The sequence below is a fragment of the Streptomyces katrae genome, assembly GCF_000717655.1.
Lineage (GTDB): Bacteria > Actinomycetota > Actinomycetes > Streptomycetales > Streptomycetaceae > Streptomyces > Streptomyces katrae_B.
The window spans coordinates 11,182-28,429 of the sequence record NZ_JNZY01000055.1 but is presented as its reverse complement, the minus strand read 5'-3'; the positions used below and the strand labels follow the sequence as shown (position 1 = coordinate 28,429).

General features: G+C 73.2%; 15 protein-coding genes. 8 read left to right on the top strand and 7 right to left on the bottom strand.

Translation table 11 applies throughout. The features are described from left to right. The first annotated feature begins 499 nt into the window (after positions 1-499). Both IF09_RS0136555 and ptsP read left to right on the top strand, forming a co-directional pair. Positions 500-949: a PTS sugar transporter subunit IIA gene (locus tag IF09_RS0136555; protein ID WP_030303406.1), complete on the top strand. Its 450-nt coding sequence runs from the start codon at positions 500-502 to the stop codon at positions 947-949. Between the two features lie 75 nt (positions 950-1,024). Continuing rightward, the gene (ptsP, locus tag IF09_RS0136550) at positions 1,025-2,695 is read left to right on the top strand and encodes a phosphoenolpyruvate--protein phosphotransferase (protein ID WP_030303405.1); all 1,671 of its coding nucleotides are present in this window, start codon (positions 1,025-1,027) and stop codon (positions 2,693-2,695) included. Positions 2,696-2,770: 75 nt separating this feature from the next. Here the strand turns inward: ptsP and IF09_RS0136545 are convergent, their stop codons facing one another. Continuing rightward, positions 2,771-3,715 carry a hypothetical protein gene (locus IF09_RS0136545; RefSeq protein WP_030303403.1) on the bottom strand — a complete coding sequence of 315 codons (945 nt, stop codon included), beginning with the start codon at positions 3,713-3,715 and terminating at the stop codon, positions 2,771-2,773. Between the two features lie 63 nt (positions 3,716-3,778). Beyond that, positions 3,779-5,761, bottom strand: coding sequence for an acetoacetate--CoA ligase (locus IF09_RS0136540; protein WP_030303402.1), 1,983 nt, complete (start codon positions 5,759-5,761; stop codon positions 3,779-3,781). A gap of 190 nt (positions 5,762-5,951) precedes the next feature. Here IF09_RS0136540 and IF09_RS0136535 point away from each other — a divergent pair, with 190 nt between their 5' ends. Continuing rightward, positions 5,952-8,510 (top strand): glycoside hydrolase family 31 protein, encoded by a 2,559-nt coding sequence (locus IF09_RS0136535; RefSeq protein ID WP_078613689.1) that lies wholly within the window; start codon positions 5,952-5,954, stop codon positions 8,508-8,510. Positions 8,511-8,586: 76 nt separating this feature from the next. Next, positions 8,587-9,171, top strand: a complete 585-nt coding sequence (locus IF09_RS0136530; protein WP_030303398.1) for a hypothetical protein — start codon at positions 8,587-8,589, stop codon at positions 9,169-9,171. A 56-nt stretch (positions 9,172-9,227) separates the two neighbouring features. Here IF09_RS0136530 and IF09_RS0136525 read toward each other — a convergent pair whose 3' ends face one another. Next, entirely contained in the window at positions 9,228-9,740 is a 513-nt protein-coding gene (locus tag IF09_RS0136525) for an NUDIX domain-containing protein (protein ID WP_051833531.1), read from the bottom strand. Between the two features lie 29 nt (positions 9,741-9,769). Here IF09_RS0136525 and IF09_RS0136520 point away from each other — a divergent pair, with 29 nt between their 5' ends. The 4 genes from IF09_RS0136520 (at position 9,770) to IF09_RS0136505 (ending at position 12,540) form a co-directional block, all read left to right on the top strand. Next, a complete protein-coding gene (locus IF09_RS0136520; RefSeq protein ID WP_418953100.1) occupies positions 9,770-10,462 on the top strand; it encodes a M15 family metallopeptidase in 693 nt (230 codons plus the stop codon). A gap of 13 nt (positions 10,463-10,475) precedes the next feature. After that, positions 10,476-10,853 (top strand): DUF962 domain-containing protein, encoded by a 378-nt coding sequence (locus IF09_RS0136515; RefSeq protein ID WP_030303394.1) that lies wholly within the window; start codon positions 10,476-10,478, stop codon positions 10,851-10,853. A gap of 62 nt (positions 10,854-10,915) precedes the next feature. After that, positions 10,916-11,353 (top strand): Zn-ribbon domain-containing OB-fold protein, encoded by a 438-nt coding sequence (locus IF09_RS0136510; protein ID WP_030303393.1) that lies wholly within the window; start codon positions 10,916-10,918, stop codon positions 11,351-11,353. Continuing rightward, positions 11,350-12,540: a lipid-transfer protein gene (locus tag IF09_RS0136505; protein WP_030303391.1), complete on the top strand. Its 1,191-nt coding sequence runs from the start codon at positions 11,350-11,352 to the stop codon at positions 12,538-12,540. Before IF09_RS0136510 ends, IF09_RS0136505 begins: the two co-directional genes overlap by 4 nt. Positions 12,541-12,798: 258 nt before the next feature. Here the strand turns inward: IF09_RS0136505 and IF09_RS0136500 are convergent, their stop codons facing one another. The 4 genes from IF09_RS0136500 to IF09_RS0136485 are packed head-to-tail and all read right to left on the bottom strand — an operon-like array spanning position 12,799 to position 17,095. Further along, positions 12,799-13,425: a GTP-binding protein gene (locus IF09_RS0136500; RefSeq protein WP_030303389.1), complete on the bottom strand. Its 627-nt coding sequence runs from the start codon at positions 13,423-13,425 to the stop codon at positions 12,799-12,801. Continuing rightward, positions 13,406-13,870, bottom strand: coding sequence for a DUF742 domain-containing protein (locus tag IF09_RS0136495; RefSeq protein ID WP_030303387.1), 465 nt, complete (start codon positions 13,868-13,870; stop codon positions 13,406-13,408). Before IF09_RS0136495 ends, IF09_RS0136500 begins: the two co-directional genes overlap by 20 nt. Positions 13,871-13,880: 10 nt before the next feature. After that, positions 13,881-14,318 carry a roadblock/LC7 domain-containing protein gene (locus tag IF09_RS0136490; RefSeq protein WP_030162639.1) on the bottom strand — a complete coding sequence of 146 codons (438 nt, stop codon included), beginning with the start codon at positions 14,316-14,318 and terminating at the stop codon, positions 13,881-13,883. Further along, positions 14,315-17,095 (bottom strand): nitrate- and nitrite sensing domain-containing protein, encoded by a 2,781-nt coding sequence (locus IF09_RS0136485; RefSeq protein ID WP_030303385.1) that lies wholly within the window; start codon positions 17,093-17,095, stop codon positions 14,315-14,317. The genes IF09_RS0136490 and IF09_RS0136485 overlap by 4 nt, the downstream gene beginning before the upstream one ends. Positions 17,096-17,248 lie beyond the last annotated feature (153 nt).

Here is a 17,248-nt window from a genome sequence, read left to right as displayed (position 1 = left end):
CGGACGCTTCCTTTGTACTCACCCTCTCGGGCTTTCCTCCGGGCTTTCGTTCTTGCGTTTCCGACTCTATCAGAGTCAGTCCCGCTTGCTTTCCGGGGTATTCGCTTTCGCACTTTCCCTTTCCGGCGATTCCGACTCTATCAGGGCTTTTCTGGCTTCCTGACCACTCACCCGATTTACCGAAAAGGCAATACGAAGAGAAGAAAGGATCAAGATCGGCGCTGAAGAGGAGGAGTCCCGTCCATCAGCTGTTCGCGAGATGTTCACGCGGCACGTCCTGGCGGGAGTCACGACAGTACAGGGCGGGTGGTGCCCAAGCAAATCGATTCAGGCGTATGGTCTAGTCCACTACGTCGTCGCGGCAGCGCGTCGTGGCCTCTGGCAGGGGGTTCACTACGTGCGAACCGGGACGTGTCATGACATACCCTTCAAAAAGTATGCCGTCGCAGCGCAGGCTGTGACGGCTGCACGATGAAGCCCCACCCCTGGGAGGCCCCCCATGACCAGCGTGACGTCCCCACTTGCCGGGCGCGCCATCGGACTCGCGGCAGTGCCCGATCCGGTGTTCTCCGGCGCAATGGTGGGTCCGGGCACTGCCATCGACCCCGTGCGTGAGCCCTCGGAGGCGGTGTCCCCCGTCGACGGTGTGATCGTCTCCCTGCACCCGCACGCGTACGTCGTCGTCGACGGCGAAGGACACGGCGTACTCACCCACCTCGGGATCGACACCGTTCAGCTCAACGGCGAGGGCTTCGAGCTGCTCGTCAACAAGGGCGACACCGTGACCCGCGGTCAGGCCGTCATCCGCTGGAACCCGCAGGCCGTCGAGGACGCCGGCAAGTCGCCGATCTGCCCCGTCGTGGCGTTGGAGGCCACCGCCGATGCCCTCGGCGACATGAACGAGGACGGCGAGGTCAAGGCCGGAGACGTTCTCTTCAGCTGGCAGTGACGCGTCCGCCCCACACGGGCGGGTCGGACATCCACCGCGGCGGCCGGGGCCGCCGCTCAATCGGAGACGGGTGAAATGGAGACAACGCTGCGAGGCGTCGGCGTGAGCCACGGGGTGGCGATCGGCGAGGTGCGGCACATGGGCACGGCGGTTCTCGAGCCGCCGGCCAAGCAGATCACCGCGGACGAGGCGGAGCGCGAACAGGGGCGCGCCCGCAAAGCCGTGGAGGCTGTGTCCGCCGACCTGATCGCGCGCGGCCAGCTGGCCGGCGGCGAGGCCCAGCACGTGCTCGAGGCCCAGGCGATGATCGCCACGGATCCCGAGCTGATGGCGGACGTGGACCGGCGCATCGCTGTCGGCAGCACCGCCGAGCGCGGGGTGTACGACGCGTTCGCCTCGTACCGCGACCTGCTCGCGGGGGCCGGGGAGTACATGGCCGGCCGGGTGGCCGACCTGGACGACGTCAGGAACCGGATCGTGGCGCGGCTGCTCGGGGTGCCGATGCCGGGTGTGCCGGACAGCGACGAGCCGTACGTGTTGATCGCGCGGGACCTGGCCCCTGCCGACACCGCGCTGCTCGACCCGGCGCTCGTCCTCGGCTTCGTGACCGAGGAAGGCGGCCCGACCAGCCACAGCGCGATCCTCGCGCGGGCGCTGGGCGTACCGGCGATCGTGGCGCTGCCGGGTGCCGGTGAGATCGCCGAGGGCACGGTCATCGCCGTCGACGGCAGTACCGGTGACCTGTTCGTCGAGCCCACCGCCGAGAAGCGGGCCGAGCTGGAGGCCGCGGCCGCCGAGCGCAAGGCCGCTCTCGCGGCCTCGTCCGGTCCCGGTGCGACCTCCGACGGTCACAAGGTGCCGCTGCTGGCCAATGTCGGCGGTCCGGCGGACGTGCCGGCGGCCGTGGAGGCCGGAGCCGAGGGTGTGGGCCTGTTCCGTACCGAGTTCCTGTTCCTGGACGACAGCAAGAAGGCGCCGTCCGAGGACAAGCAGATCGAGTCGTACCGCAAGGTGCTCGAGGCCTTCCCCGAGGGTCGTGTCGTCGTACGCGTCCTGGATGCCGGTGCCGACAAGCCGTTGGACTTCCTGACGCCGGCCGACGAGCCGAACCCGGCGCTCGGCGTGCGCGGTCTGCGGTCGCTGCTGGACCACCCGGACGTGCTGCGCACGCAGCTCACCGCGCTGGCCAAGGCGGCCGAGGGCCTGCCGGTCTACCTCGAAGTCATGGCTCCGATGGTGGCCGACCGGATCGACGCGAAGGCGTTCGCGGTCGCGTGCCGCGAGGCCGGGCTGAAGGCGAAGTTCGGCGCGATGGTGGAGATCCCGTCCGCTGCGCTGCGGGCGCGCTCGATCCTGCAGGAGGTCGAGTTCCTGTCGCTGGGCACCAACGACCTGGCCCAGTACGCGTTCGCCGCCGACCGTCAGGTCGGTGCGGTGTCGCGGCTGCAGGACCCTTGGCAGCCGGCGCTGCTCGACCTGATCGCCATGTCGGCCGAGGCCGCCAGGGCTGAGGGCAAGAGCTGCGGCGTGTGTGGCGAGGCCGCTTCCGACCCGCTGCTGGCCTGTGTGCTGACGGGTCTGGGTGTCACCTCTCTTTCGATGGGTGCCGCTTCGATTCCCTACGTGCGGGCGACGCTCGCCAAGCACACGCTGGCGCAGTGCGAGCGTGCCGCTGCCGCGGCGCGTGCGGCGGACAGCGCCGAGGAGGCCCGTGTGGCCGCTCAGGCGGTGCTGTCCGGCGAGTAGCCGGGCGGGGTGTTGTCGATCGAGGGGCCTTCGCCGGTGGCGGGGGCCCCTCGGTCGTCTCCCGGTCGGGACGCGCTAGTGGTGCGGGGCGGGGCCGTCCACCTCATAGCCGGGGCAGTATTCGACGCCGGGTTCGGGGGCTACGGGGTCCCCGGTGTCGGCGTCCGTGCAGTAGGCGTTGAACACGGCCGCCGCGGAGAGCGGGACCAGGCGGCCGCGGTCGAGGCGCCAGCCGTGGACCCGGTCGCTGAAGCCCTCGGTGGTGCTGCGCAGCACCAGTCCCCCGGGGCCGCCGAGGGCGAGGCCGGCGGCGAGGACGGTGACGAAGTCGAGGCTTGCGCGGCCCTCGATGCGTGGTGGGCCGCCCGGATTGTCGGTGACTTCGGCGTGCAGGACGGCGAGGAGCTGTTCGTCCTGGGTCGGGACGCTGCACACCAGGTGGTGGTGGCCGGGCCCGGCGCCCTCGACGAGGCGGGTGAGCGTGTCGGCGGCCCGGGTGAAGGAGGTGCGGCCGATGTCCTCGCCGCAGTCGGCGCAGTTTCCGACGCCGGCGAGCAGGCTGGTGGCGTACTCCCAGGTGGCCTGGCGGACGGCCGCGTCGACGAGGAGCGGGACGAGTTCGTCGATGGGCTGGCCGGTGTAGGGAAGCACGGCCCCGGCGCCGGCCAGTTCGGCGGTGAAGCGGGTGCGGGCTGCGGCGGTGTCCGGATCGAGGCCGCGTTCCGTGCAGAACTCGGCGTACTCGTCGGGGTCGAAGAGGGCAACGGTGGTGTGGATGCCCTGGGCCGCGAGGGACCGGAGCAGGCCGTCGACGTGCCGGAGGTAGTCGCTGTAGTCGTCGTGGTGGTCGAAGGCGAAGCTGCGGTAGCCGCGCATGGCCGCGAAGTCCCCTGCGTCGGCCAGGAGACCGACGGTGCTGGGGACTTCGCGGCGCAGCATGCGGCGCCGGGTGGTGCGGCCGGCCGTACGACCGGTGGTGTCGCCGGTCGTGCGGCCGTTGTCGTGGCGCGTCCGTGGCATGGCTCCCCCTGAGTGGCGCAATCGGTTGCTCACTCACAGTAACCAGGGCCACTGACAGTGACCTCAGTCGCGGGTACGGGTGCGGCCCAGCTCCTCGTAGAAGGGCAGGAGGTCGAGCCGGTCGACCGAACCGGGGTTGACCGCCTTCGCCATGGGCGTGCCCTGGAGGAGGCGCTTGACGGGGACCTCGATGCGCTTGCCCGTGAGGGTGTGCGGGATGGCCGGGACCTCGATGATCTCGTCGGGGACGTGCCGTGGGGAGAGTTCCTCGCGGATCGTGGCCTTGATGCGGCCGCGGAGGTCGTCGTCGAGGGTGGCGCCGGGCGCGAGGTGGACGAACAGCGGCATCCAGTAGCCCCCGTTCGGCTCCTCCAGGCCGATCACGAGGGACTCCTTGATCTCGGGGAGCCGTTCGACGGCCTCGTAGATGTCGGCGGAGCCCATCCGGACGCCCTGCCGGTTGAGGGTGGAGTCGGAGCGGCCGTGGATGACCACCGAGCCGTGGTCGGTGATCGTGATCCAGTCCCCGTGGCGCCAGACGCCGGGGAACATCTCGAAGTAGCTGTCGCGGTAGCGGCTGCCGTCCGGGTCGTTCCAGAAGTGGACCGGCATGGAGGGCATGGGGTTGGTGACGACCAGCTCGCCGACCTCCCCGGTCAGCGGCTTGCCGGACGGGTCCCAGGACTGCAGGTCGGTGCCCAGGCAGGCGGCCTGCAGCTCGCCGATGTGCACGGGGAGGGTGGGGACGGCTCCGGCGAAGCAGCTGCAGACGTCGGTGCCGCCGCTGACGGAGGCGATCCAGAGGTCCTCGGCGACCTCGTCGTGGAGCCAGCGGAAGCCGTCGGGCGGCAGCGGTGAGCCCGTGGTCGCCACGCACTTCACGGCGGAGAGGTCGAAATCGCGCGCGGGGTGCACGTCCGCCTTGCGGCAGGCCATGACGTACGCGGCGGAGGTCCCGTACAGGGTGGCCCCGGTCCGCTCGGCGATCCGCCACTGGGCCCCTGTGTCGGGGTAGCCCGGGCTGCCGTCGTACAGGACGACCGTCGTACCGGTGAGCAGGCCGGAGACGAGGAAGTTCCACATCATCCAGCCGGTGGAGGTGTACCAGAAGAACCGGTCCTCGGGGCCGAGGTCGCAGTGCAGGCCGAGCTGCTTCAAGTGCTCCAGGAGGATGCCTCCCTGGGACTGCACGATCGCCTTGGGCAGGCCCGTCGTACCGGAGGAGTAGAGCACCCAGAGCGGGTGGTCGAACGGGACGGCCTCGAAGACCGGCTCGACGGCGGCGGAGGTCAGCTCCGACCACTCGAGGGCGCCGTCGGGGGCGGCCGTACCGAGCAGCGGGATGTGGACGACCGCGCGCAGCGAGGGGAGCTCGGCACGCAGTTCGGCGACGGTGTCGCGGCGGTCGTGCTCCTTGCCGCCGTAGCGGTAGCCGTCGACGGCGAACAGGACGACCGGTTCGACCTGCTGGAAGCGGTCGAGGACGCTGCGCGCGCCGAAGTCGGGGGCGCAGGAGGTCCACACGGCGCCGACGGCGGCGGTGGCGAGGAGCGCGGTGACGGCCTGGGGGATGTTGGGGAGGTAGCCGCTCACCCGGTCGCCGGGGCGTACGCCGAGGGCGCGCAGCTCGGCGGCGAGCGCGCCGACCTGGCGGCGGAGCTCGGCCCAGGTCACGGGGGTGGCTTCGTGGGTCTCGTCCACGTACAGCAGCGCGGCGTCGTCCGCGCGCGCCGGGTCCTCGGCGGCGCGCAGGGCGTGCTCGGCGTAGTTGAGCTCGGCACCCGTGAACCAGCGCGCGCCCGGCATGGAGCGGTCCGCGAGGACGGACTCGTACGGGGTGGTGAACCGGACCTCGAACCACTCGGCGACGGCCTGCCAGAAGGTGTCGAGCTCGTCGACGGACCAGCTGTGCAGCGCGGGGTAGCCGCCGTCCGCGGGGGCTCCGAACCGCTCCGCGGCCCAGGCCTGGAACGCGGTGATACGGGCCGCGGCGATGCGGTCGGGGCCCGGGGACCAGAGGGGTTCCGGCGGCGTGGCTGAGGTCATGGGTCGGCTCCCGGTCAAGTCTGCGGCTCTCGCGTGGTGTGCGTACGGTGCCATCGCGCGGTGGGTGTGCGCGCGGCGGCTCACAGGGACCATGCCATGCGATCTAGATCCGCACCAGAGGCGTCATGGACGAGTGAACGGAAGTTGAACGCAGCCCGCTCGCCCGGCGGCCGGTGGCAGGGTGAGCGGCATGGACGGTCGCGATCTGGTGCGTGCAGTGAAAGAGATCGGTACGGAGCGCGGACGGCGTGCATGGCGCTCGGCCTGGCGCCACCGGCGCACGGACGCGGTGGGGCTCCCGCGCCGGGGCGCGGAGCGGGCCCGCGTGCCGGGTCTGCTGACCGGTACGGAACCGCGGCCGGGCGGCGGAGTGCTGCGGTTCGCCCGGTCGGAGCTGCTCGTACGGGTCACGGCGGGCGGTGCGGTGTTCTGGGGCTGGGACGGGGCCGCGCCGACGCCCTCGTACGCACTGGTCGGCAGCGGGCCGGAGCCCGACCCGCGGGCCGTGCTGGAACCGGACACCGGCGGCGGCTGGCGGGTGGTGTCGGAGCGGGTCACGGTGGCGGTGTCCCGGCACGGGGCGGTCGAGGTGCGCACGCCCGGCGGCGCGGTGCTGCGCCGGGAGCTCCCGCCGCGCTGGTGGGAGCCGGCGGAGCCGGTCGCCGGGCAGCCGGTCGAACCGCGGTGGCTCCAGCGGGCCGAGGTACCGGCGGACGCGCGGTTCTTCGGGCTGGGCGGACGGGCCGGCGGGCCGCGGCTGCGGGACGGGGTGTACCGGCTGTGGAACACGGATCCCAAGGGCGGCTTCGGGCCGGGCGACGATCCGCTGTACATCACCATGCCGGTGCAGATGGTGGTCGCGGACGCGGGAACGCATCTGGTGTTCCACGACAACTCCTGGGACGGCCGGGTGGCGCTGCGCGAAGGCGAGGAGGGCGCCGGCTCCGGCGCGGACCGGCCGGGCTCGAGCGAGCTGCGCATGGAGGGCGGGCCGCTGCGGTGCTGGGTGCTGGTGGGGACGCCGGCGCGGGTGCTGCAGGGCTGGTCGGGGCTGACCGGCGGGGCCGCCGTACCGCCCGAATGGGCGCTCGGGTACCAGCACGCGCGGTGGGGGTTCGGGAGCGCGCAGGAGGTGCGGCGGGTGGTGTCGGGCTACACCGCGCGGGGGCTCCCGCTGTCGGCCGTGCACCTGGACATCGACCACTACGACGAGCACCGTGTGTTCACGGTCGACAAGGAGCGGTTCCCCGATCTGCCGGGGCTGGCGCAGGAGCTGGGGGAGCAGGGCGTACGGCTCGTCTCGATCGTCGACCCGGCGGTGAAGGCGGGAGACGCGGTGCACGACTCGGGCCGTGCGGTGGGGGCGGGCGGGGCCTTCGTACGGGATGCGCGGGGGCAGGAGGTGCGCGGCGAGGTCTGGCCCGGCGAGTGCGCGTACCCGGACTTCACGGATCCGGCGGTGCGGTCGTGGTGGGGCGGGCTGTACGCCGAGCGGCTGGAGCAGGGCTTCTCCGGGGTGTGGCACGACATGAACGAACCGGTGTCCTTCGCGCCGTTCGGGGACATGACGCTGCCGCGTTCGGCGCGGCACGCGATGGACGGCGCCGGCGGGGACCACCGGGCCGCGCACAACGTGTACGCGCTCGGGATGGCGCGGGCGGGCTGGGAGGGGCTGGTGCGGCTGCGGCCCGACGAGCGGCCGTTCCTGTTCTCCCGGTCGGGGTGGGCGGGGATGCAGAGGTACGGGGGCACCTGGTCCGGGGACGTGGAGACGGGCTGGGAGGGGCTGCGGGCCTCGCTCGCGCTGGTGCTGGGGCTCGGCCTGTGCGGGGTGCCGTACTCGGGCCCGGACGTCGGCGGTTTCGGGGGTGCGCCCGCGCCGGAGCTGTATCTGCGCTGGCTGCAGCTGGGGTCGTACCTGCCGCTGTTCCGGACCCACTCGGCGATCTGGGCCGGGCGGCGCGAACCGTGGGAGTTCGGGGCGGAGGTGGAGGAGCGGGCGCGGGCCGTCCTGGCGGAGCGGGAGCGGCTGAGGCCGTACTTCATGACGCTGGCCCAGCTGGCGCGCCGGACGGGGGCACCGTACGTACGGCCGCTGTGGTGGGGGGCGCCGGAGGACCGGGCGCTGCGGGACTGCGAGGACGCGTTCCTGCTCGGCGACGCGCTGCTGGTGGCGCCGGTGCTGGAATGCGGGGCGGACCGGCGGGCGGTCCGGCTGCCCCGCGGGCGGTGGTACGACACCGCGACCGGGGCGGCGCACGAGGGCCCCGGGCAGATCCTGCTGGACGCCCCGCCCGGGCGGATCCCGGTACTGGCCCGGGCGGGGGCGGTCCTGCCGGTGCGCCGGCCCGGAGAGGGCGGGGTGGCCCTGGAGGCGTGGGCCCCGGCACGGGGACGCACGGGCGGCGGGGTGGTGATCCGGGACCCGGGACCGGGCTTCGAGCCGGGCGTGGTCGAGCGGTACACGGTGCGGTGGCTGGGGGACGCGGTGGTGGTGGAGAACGAGGCCGGGGAACCCGTGGAGGGCGTGGAGGTACGGGGACTCGACCGCGAGGGGCCGGGGCAGGCCGGGACGGGATGCGGGGCGGGACCCGAGGCGGGATCCGCGGCGGTATCCGGCTCGACTCCCGCACCGGCCTCCGGGGCCGGCTCCGGCCCGGGATCCGGGACGGTACCCGGTTCGGCTCCGGCAGCGGGATCCGGGGCCGCTTCCGGGGCGCATTCCAGCGCGGATGCAGGGTCCTTCTAGGAGGCCGCGGGATCCTGCCCCGTGCGGCGGCGACCCACCCTGCTGCCGTCGGAGCCGTTCGTTCAGGGGGTTTGTGATGGTTTCGGCGAGCCCGGCCCACCCGGCGAGGCCCGCGCGGGCCTACGTGCCCGGGCTGCGGTCACTGCGCCGACCGCGGCAGTGGGACATCGCGCCGGGAGCCGAGGTCGTGGGCGCCTGCCAGCTGCTCCTCGCATGGGGGCTGCTCGTCGCGACGCAGGAGGCGTCCCCGGTCGGATTCCTGGTGATGTTCGGGGTCGGATCGGTCGCCGCGGTGGCGGTGGGGTTCCTGCACGGGCTGCTGCTCGTCAAGCCGTTGGCGCTCCTGGGCCGCCTGACCGCCCGGCTGACGGCGTGGCCGGAGCCGGTCGCGGTCCTGGTCCTGGTCCTGCTGGTGCCGGTATCGGCGCCACCCGCCCTGCTGGGCCACGGGTGGCTGCGCGACCACGTCGCGCCGGCCCCCGGGTTCGGGGCGGTCTGGGCGTGCACGGTGGCGAGTGCTGCGCTCCCGATGATCGCGGGGGCGTGCCTCCGGGTCCGGCCGGTGCCGTTGAGGGCGCTGTGGGGACGGGGTCTGACGGTGACGGCGGTGGCCGTCGCGGTGGTGACGATGGCCGGCTTCGTGACGGACCTGGGGATATGAGCGGCGGGCGGCGGGCCGGCATCACGCCGAGCCCGACCCGGACACCCGCCTCGCCGTCAGACGCCGTAGCGTCCCGCGAACCACGCCGCGGCGGCCTGGGTGTGCAGCGGGAACGCCAGCTGCGTCGGGGTGCGCAGGACGTGCCAGCCCGTGGTCTCGTCCGTCGGGACCGACGGCGGCAGGGATGCCGTCGGCCGCAGCGGCAGCAGGCCGAAGAGCAGCAGGTGGCCCGCCGGGGAGCTCATCGCGTCGGCCAGGACGACGTCGGAGGCCGGGGCGCGGATGCCCGTCTCCTCGCGCAGCTCGCGGACGACCGCGTCGCGCCAGTCCTCGCCGAAGTCCATGAAGCCGCCCGGCAGGGCGATGCCGCCGAGCGCCGGCTCGATGGTGCGGGTGATGACCACGAGGCCGGTGCCCGCCTCGTCCTCGACCGGAAGCAGCGTGACGGCCACCGGGAGCGGGTTGCGGTACGTGACGGCGCCGCACGAGGCGCACGTACGGGGCCAGGCGGTCGTGTCGAACAGCGAACCGCAGGTGGAGCAGTGCGAGTCCCTCGGCTGTACCTGCATGCCGTGATGATATGCCAAGGGGCGTGAGGATGACTGCAGTTGCGGGAGTGATGGGCTGTGCGGCGGTGCTCGCCGGTGGCGGCACCGGGGGCTCGGCGCCGCCCGGGTTCGTGGCCCTGGCCGAGGTGGATCCCACGATCGGCCAGGACATCAGGTACGCCACGGCGGACAATTTCACCGGCGCGGTCGTGGACGGGTACGAGGAGCCCGTCTGCCTGCTCGCCCGTCCCGCCGCCGAGGCGTTGCGGCGCGCGCAGCGGGAGCTGTTGCCGCGCGGGTACTCGCTGACGGTGTACGACTGCTACCGGCCGCAGCGCGCGGTGGACAGCTTCGTACGGTGGGCGGCGGATCCGCAGGACCAGTCCACGAAGGCGGAGTTCTATCCGGACGTCGACAAGGAGCGGCTGATTCCCGACGGGTACATCGCCGAGAAGTCCGGGCACAGCCGGGGGAGTACGGTCGATGTGACGCTGGTGCGGCTGCCGCTGCGGCGGCCCGTCGACATGGGGACCCCCTTCGATCTCTTCGATCCGCTCTCGCACACCGACAACCCGGGGATCACGGGCGCCGCCCGCGCCAACCGGAAGCTGCTGGGACGGACGCTCGCCGCGCAGGGCTTCGTGAACCTGCCCGAGGAGTGGTGGCACTTCACGTTCAAGCCCGAGGCCTTTCCCGATTCCGCCTTCGACTTCCCGGTCTCTGTCGCCTCGGTCCGGCCGTGAGTACCGTGCCCGCATGACCAACCGTTCGTACCGTTCGTACGAGGAGTTCTGGCCCTACTACGTCGCCATGCACTCCCGCGCCGCCACCCGCTGGGTCCACCTCACCGGCACCCTCACCGGGCTCGCCCTCACCGCGTACGGCCTGGCCCGCGGCCGTAAGCGCTACCTCGCCGCGCTCCCTCTGATCGGGTACGGGAGCGCCTGGCCCGCGCACTTCCTGCTCGAGAAGAACAACCCGGCCACCTTCGGGCACCCTGCCTGGTCGCTGCGCGGGGACGCGCAGATGATCCGGATGATGCTGGCAGGCCGGGACGCGGAGCTGGCCGAGATCGCGCAGAAGTGGCTTGCCGAGAACCCGTGCCAGGGCTGCCCGCCCGTGACAGACTCCTGACGAACCGTCAGATTACTGTGACTGGCTAGGGAGGGGTTCCCTTGGGACGCGCACGCACCCCCGTGGTGAGCGGGTGGTTCACCGAGGACGGACCGGACGGCGGCGGCTTCCGGCTGCTCGGCACCCGGTGTTCCGCCTGTACCGCGGTGTTCTTCCCGCGCGAGGACGCGTACTGCCGCAATCCGCACTGCCCCGGCGGCGGCGAGCTCGCCGAGGTCCCGCTCTCCCCCCGCGGGCGGGTGTGGTCCTTCACCGACGGGCGCTACCGGCCGCCCGCGCCGTACGTCTGCGACCCGGACGCGCCCTGGGAGCCGTACACCCTGGTCGCGGTGGAGCTCGAGGCCGAGGGGATGGTCGTGCTCGGGCAGACGGTTCCCGGGGTCACCGTCGCCGATCTGGCGGTCGGGATGGAGGTGGAGGTGGTCGGCGGTGTGCTGAACGAGGATGCCGAAGCCGCTTGGACCACCTGGCGGTTCAAGCCGACGGGAGGCGCCGCGTGAGCGCCGACATCGCCGTCCTCGGGGCCGGGATGCACCCCTGGGGCAAGTGGGGCCGCAGCTTCGTCGAATACGGGCGGGCCGCGGCCCGCACCGCCCTCGCCGACGCCGGGCTCGAATGGGCCGACGTCCGGTCGATCGTCGGCGCCGACACCGTGCGCTCCGGCTACCCCGGTTACGTGGCCGGTGCGACCTTCGCCCAGGCCCTCGGCTGGCAGGGCGCGCGGGTGACCAGCGTGTACGCGGCCTGCGCCTCCGGGGCCCAGGCCATCGGGGCGGCGCGGGCGCAGATCCTGGCCGGGCTGGCCGACGTCGTCCTGGTGGTCGGCGCGGACGCGGCGCCCAAGGGGTTCTTCGCCCCGGCGGGCGGGGACCGGCCGGACGATCCGGACTGGCTGCGGTTCCGCGTGCTGGGCGCCACGAACCCGGCGTACTTCGCCCTGTACGCGCGCCGCCGGATGGCCGTGTACGGGGACACGCTCGAGGACTTCGCACAGGTGAAGGTCAAGAACGCCGCGGCCGGCGCGCTCAACCCGCACGCCCGCTACCGCAAGCCGGTCACCGCCGACGAGGTCGCGCAGTCGGCGGTCGTCGCCGATCCGCTGCGGCTGCTCGACATCTGCGCCACCTCGGACGGGGGCGCGGCGCTGGTCCTGAGCAGCATGGACTTCGCGCGCTCGCGCGGGGTCGCCGATCCGGTGCGGATCCGGGCGGTGTCGACGGTGACGCCGACGTATCCCCGTACGGTCCTCGACCTCCCGGACATCGCCACCGACTCGGCGACCGCCGTACGGCCGGCGCCGGGCTCGTTCCGGGCGTCGATCGCCCGTGCCGCGTACGAGGAGGCCGGCATCGGGCCGGGCGACCTTTCGCTCGCCGAGGTGTACGACCTCTCCACCGCCCTGGAGCTGGAGTGGTACGAGGACATCGGCCTGTGCGCCGAGGGCGAGGGGGCCAAGCTCGTACGGGAGGGCGCGACGGCGCTCGGCGGGCGAGTGCCGGTGAACGCCAGCGGCGGGCTGGCCTCCTTCGGGGAGGCGGTGCCGGCCCAGGCCATCGCCCAGGTGTGCGAGCTGACCTGGCAGTTGCGCGGTACGGCCGGGGACCGGCAGGTACCGGGGGCCCGTGCGGGGATCACCGCGAACCAGGGGCTGTTCGGGCACGGATCGGCGGTCGTCGCCGTGCGGTGACGACACCGGCGGAGGTGACGCAGACGGCTGCGCCGGGGTGACGGCGGCGGCCGGGCGCGGACCCTGAACAGGGACTGCTGTCGGACCGCTTGACGGCTCCCGGCGGCAGGTTCACACTCGCTCCACGGTCCCGCTCCGCGTACGACGCCGCGAGCGAGAGACCTCCGTCCCCCCATGAGAGCTGCGGCCCGTACCCCAGTCGGCGGGGGTACGGGCCGCCTCCTGTGCAGCCGGTCCCCGGGGCCCGGAGTCCGCTGCTCAGGTCCCCGCGGTCAGGCTCCGGCGCCGGGCCCGCGCCAGTGACATCGCGTGTTCCACGACCCCGACCAGCACGTCCTTCACGGACTCCCGGTCCCGGGCGTCGCACAGCAGCACCGGCACCTCGTGATCGAGGTCCAGCGCCTCCCGTACGGTCACCACCGGATGGCGTTCGGCCCCGTCGAAGCAGTTGACGGCGACCACGAACGGGATCCCCCGCCGCTCGAAGTAGTCGACGGCGGCGAAGCAGTCGGCGAGGCGGCGGGTGTCGGCGAGGACGACGGCGCCGAGCGAGCCCTGGGCCAGCTCGTCCCACAGGAACCAGAAGCGGTCCTGTCCGGGCGTACCGAACAGGTACAGGACCAGGTCCTCGCGCAGCGTGATGCGCCCGAAGTCCATCGCCACGGTGGTGGTGGACTTGCCCTCCACTCCCCCGGTGTCGTCGATGCCGACACCGGGCTCGGACAGCAGTTCCTCGGTCCGCAGCGGTCTGATCTCGCTCACCGCACTGACCAGGGTGGTCTTGCCCACCCCGAAGCCGCCCGCGACCAGGATCTTCAGGGTCAGCGGCTCGACCGGCGACACGGCGTGCATCGCACCGGTGCGGCTAGAGCGCCCGAAGGCCATCGATCACCTCACGCAGAATGGATTCATCGGGCAGTTCGGCCGGCGGTACCGGCCGGGTCACGTGGACCAGTTCCTCGTCGACCAGGTCCCCGATCAGGACCCGTACGACCCCGACCGCGAGGTCGAGTTCGGCCGCGAGCTCGGCGACCGACTGCGGGCGCTCCCGGCACAGCCCGAGGATGTGGGCGTGTTCGGGGGACAGGGTCATGTCCCAGACCGGATCGTCGGCCGCCGGTTCGGCGACGACGAGCGCGATCAGGTCGAGCCGGTGCTGACCGGCGTGGCTGGTCCGGCCGCGGGTCATGGCGTACGGGCGGACGACGGGGCCCGCTTCGTCGTCGAACCAGTGCGGGTGGGCGGGTTCCTGCGGTGCCCCGGGTGTGCCGGGGGCGCCCGCGAGGTGGTCCGGGCGGTGGTCCGGGCGGTTCTGGCCTGGATCGCTCATACCGTCCGCCTCACCCTCCGGCTGGCAGCCCGGAGCGGGGAGCGGTCGCCAGGTGGTCGCCTACCCGCTTGACCATCAAGGTCATCTCGTACGCGACCTGCCCGACGTCGGAGTCGGCGTCGGAAAGCACGGCGAGGCAGCTGCCGTCGCCGGCGGCCATGACGAAGAGGAAGGCCTCGTCCAGCTCGACGACGGTCTGGCGGACGCTGCCGGACTCGAAGTGGCGGCCGACGCCCTTGGCCAGGCTGTGGAAGCCGGAGGCCACGGCGGCCAGGTGCTCGCTGTCCTCGCGGGTCAGGTCCTTGGAGCTGCCGGTGGGCAGGCCGTCGCCGGAGAGGACCACCGCCTTGCGGATGCTGCCGACCCGGTCGACGAGCTCGTCGAGGAGCCAGTTGAGCGGACCGGAGCCGCGGCCCCGGGTGTCGTTGCCGGTCTGCGGTGCGGTCATCGACCGTCCCCCTCGTTCTCGGATCCGGGACCGGTGGCGGCGGAAGTGCCTGCCCCGGTCCCGGACTGCTGCTGTGCCTGCTGCTTGCGGCCCGCCGTCCAGCCCCGCTGGAGTGCGGTCATGCGCGTACGTACGTCATCCGCGTCGCGGTGGACCACCGGGTCCGCGGCGGCTTCGGCGGGTGCGGGGGCCGGGGAGTTCTTCAGCTGGGGCGCGAGGCTGGCCTGGCGGACGCGCTTGGGCAGCCCGCCGGGGCCCTGGGCGGGGGCGCTGCCGGGCTGGGCGGCGCCGGGGCGGGCGCCGGCCTCCGGGGCCGGGGCGGGCTGCGGGACCGCGGACACCGGGCGGGGCTCGACGCGACGGCCGTGCTCGGCGACCAGCGTCGGGGCGGGCCTGCGGCGCGGGAGGGGAACGGCACCCGCGGACCGGGGCGCTTCGGGGCGGACGCTGCGGATCGCCTCGGGTCGGTGGCTGTCGAGGCGGACCGGGCCGGTGGGGGCCGGCTGCTCCCGGTCGCGGCCGCGGCCGCCCTTGCGGTCGCTGTGCGGCCGGTCCGCCGGGCGGAGGCCCAGGAGGGCGCTGCGCGGGGTGCCGTTCGGCGGGGTCTCGTCGTCGAGCGTGGCCATGGCGGGGCGCCCGCCGGCGCCGGTGAGCCCGGTGAGCCCGGTGGTGACCTCGTCCAGGGCGGCCGGGTCGTCGAGGCCGTCCAGCCCGAGCACGCCGAGCGGGGCCTCCAGTTCGACGGGGCCGCGCAGTTCGGGGGCGGCCAGCGGGCGGCCGGCCGGGGTGCGCTCCACGGCCGCCGGGGCGGGCCGGCCGGGGCCGTGGCCGTTCGCCCGGCCTCCCTTGCCGTCGCCGAGGCGCAGGCCGGTGCCGTTCGTCTCGGGGGCCTCGGTGAGCAGGGCCGCCGGGAGGAACACCACGGCGGTGGTGCCGCCGTACGGGCTGGGCTGGAGGACGACCTTGACGCCGTGGCGCTGCGCGAGGCGGCTGACGACGAACAGACCGAGGCGGTCGGTGTCGGACAGCTCGAACTCGGGGGTCTCGGCGAGCCGGAGGTTCGCGTCGAGCAGCGCCTCGGGGTTCATGCCGAGGCCGCGGTCGTGGATCTCGAGGGTGAATCCGTTGGCGACGCGCTCGCCGAGCACCTGGACGGCGGTGTGCGGCGGGGAGAACACGGTGGCGTTCTCGAGGAGTTCGGCGATGAGGTGGGTGACGTCGGCGACGGCGGGGCCGGCTATGCCGAGCCGCGGCAGCCGGCGTACCTCGATGCGCTCGTAGTCCTCGACCTCGGCGACTGCGGCCCGGACGACGTCCATGAGCTGGACGGGCTTGCGCCACTGGCGGGAGGGGGCGGCGCCGGAGAGGATCACGAGGCCCTCGGCGTGGCGGCGCATGCGGGTGGTCATGTGGTCGAGGCGGAAGAGGTCGGCGAGTTCCTCGGCGTCCTCGGTGCGCCGCTCCATGGTGTCGAGCAGGGTCAGCTGGCGGTGCAGCAGGACCTGGTTGCGGCGGGCGAGGTTGACGAACACCTCCGAGACGCCCCGGCGGAGCTCGGCCTGCTTGACGGCGGCTTCGACGGCGGCGCGCTGGAGGGTGTTGAGGGCTTGGCCGACCTGGCCGACCTCGTCCTTCTCGTACTCCAGGCGCGGGGCCTCGGTCTCGATGTCCACGTGTTCGCCGGCGGCGAGGCGGCGCATCACGGCGGGCAGCCGGACGCCCGAGACCTCGTGGGCCTCCTTGCGGAGCCGGGACAGGTCGCGGACGAGGTCGCGGCCGATGCGCACCGAGAGGACGACGGAGACGACGAGGGCGATGAAGCCGAGGATGCCGGCGACGGCCGCCTGGACGAGGACGTCCATGGCGACGGGTTCGACGCGCTCCTGGTAGCGGTCGCCGGCGGCGGTGCCCATCGCGGCGAGGTCGTCGAGGACCTTGTTCGCCGCCTCGTCCCACTGGGCGGCGGTGATGCGCGGGTTCTTGCCGGCGCCGCCGGCGAGGAACCGCTCCTCGGCGTCGCGCAGCGGCTTGGTCTCGGGATTGCTCCAGTACTGCTCGAACAGCTCGCGGTCGCCGGCCGGGAGGATCGCGAGGTTGAACTCGTAGAGCAGGGTGCGGTTGGCGGCGAGGTCGGAGACGTGCCGGATGTCCGCGGCGCTGACGTTGCGGGCGGCGAGGGCGGCGGCGATGACGGCGTCCTCGCGGGAGAGCGTCTCGCGGGCGCGGGTGATGCCGACGAGGGCGCGGCCCTGCTTGTCCATTTCCACGTTCTCGAGCGCGTGGAGGTTCATGAGGAACTCGTAGCAGGGGTCGACGAGTCGGCTGTAGAGCTCCAGCGCCTGGCTGGGGTCGAGGGTGTTCTGGTCGACGGAGCGGCGCAGTGCCCCGATGCCGTGGAAGGCGTCGAGGATGGAGTCGAGGCGCTGGGCGGCCGCCGGGGCCAGCTCGTCGGCGACCTCGGGGTCCTTGGCGTTGCGGCCGATCCGGTCGACGATCTCGTCGGTGGCGGCGCGGCGCTTGGCGAGTTCGGCGGTGGCGGTGGAGGCGCGGGGGTCGCCGAGGACGACGAGGGTCTGGCGGCGTTCCTTCTGGATGACGCGGACGACGTCCTCGACGGGGTAGCCGACCTTGTCGATGACGTAGGCGACGTCGAGGAGCTGGACGGCCTGGCGGCCGGTGATCACGGTCGCGAAGCCCCAGAGGGCGGTGAGGGAGATGAGCGGCACAAGGAGCAACGCCACGATCTTCCGGCGGATGGACTTCCCGCGAAAGCGCATGGCCTCCCCAGCCTCCCCCAGCTCAACCCCGTTGTCGGGGGTCGGTGTTCCGTCATTTAAACGGCGTGAGCCTACTACTGCCGGGGGGCGGCTTCGAAGGCGTGTCCGGACGTTTTCGGCCGGACGCCCAGGCGTAGATCACGAGTTGTCCGA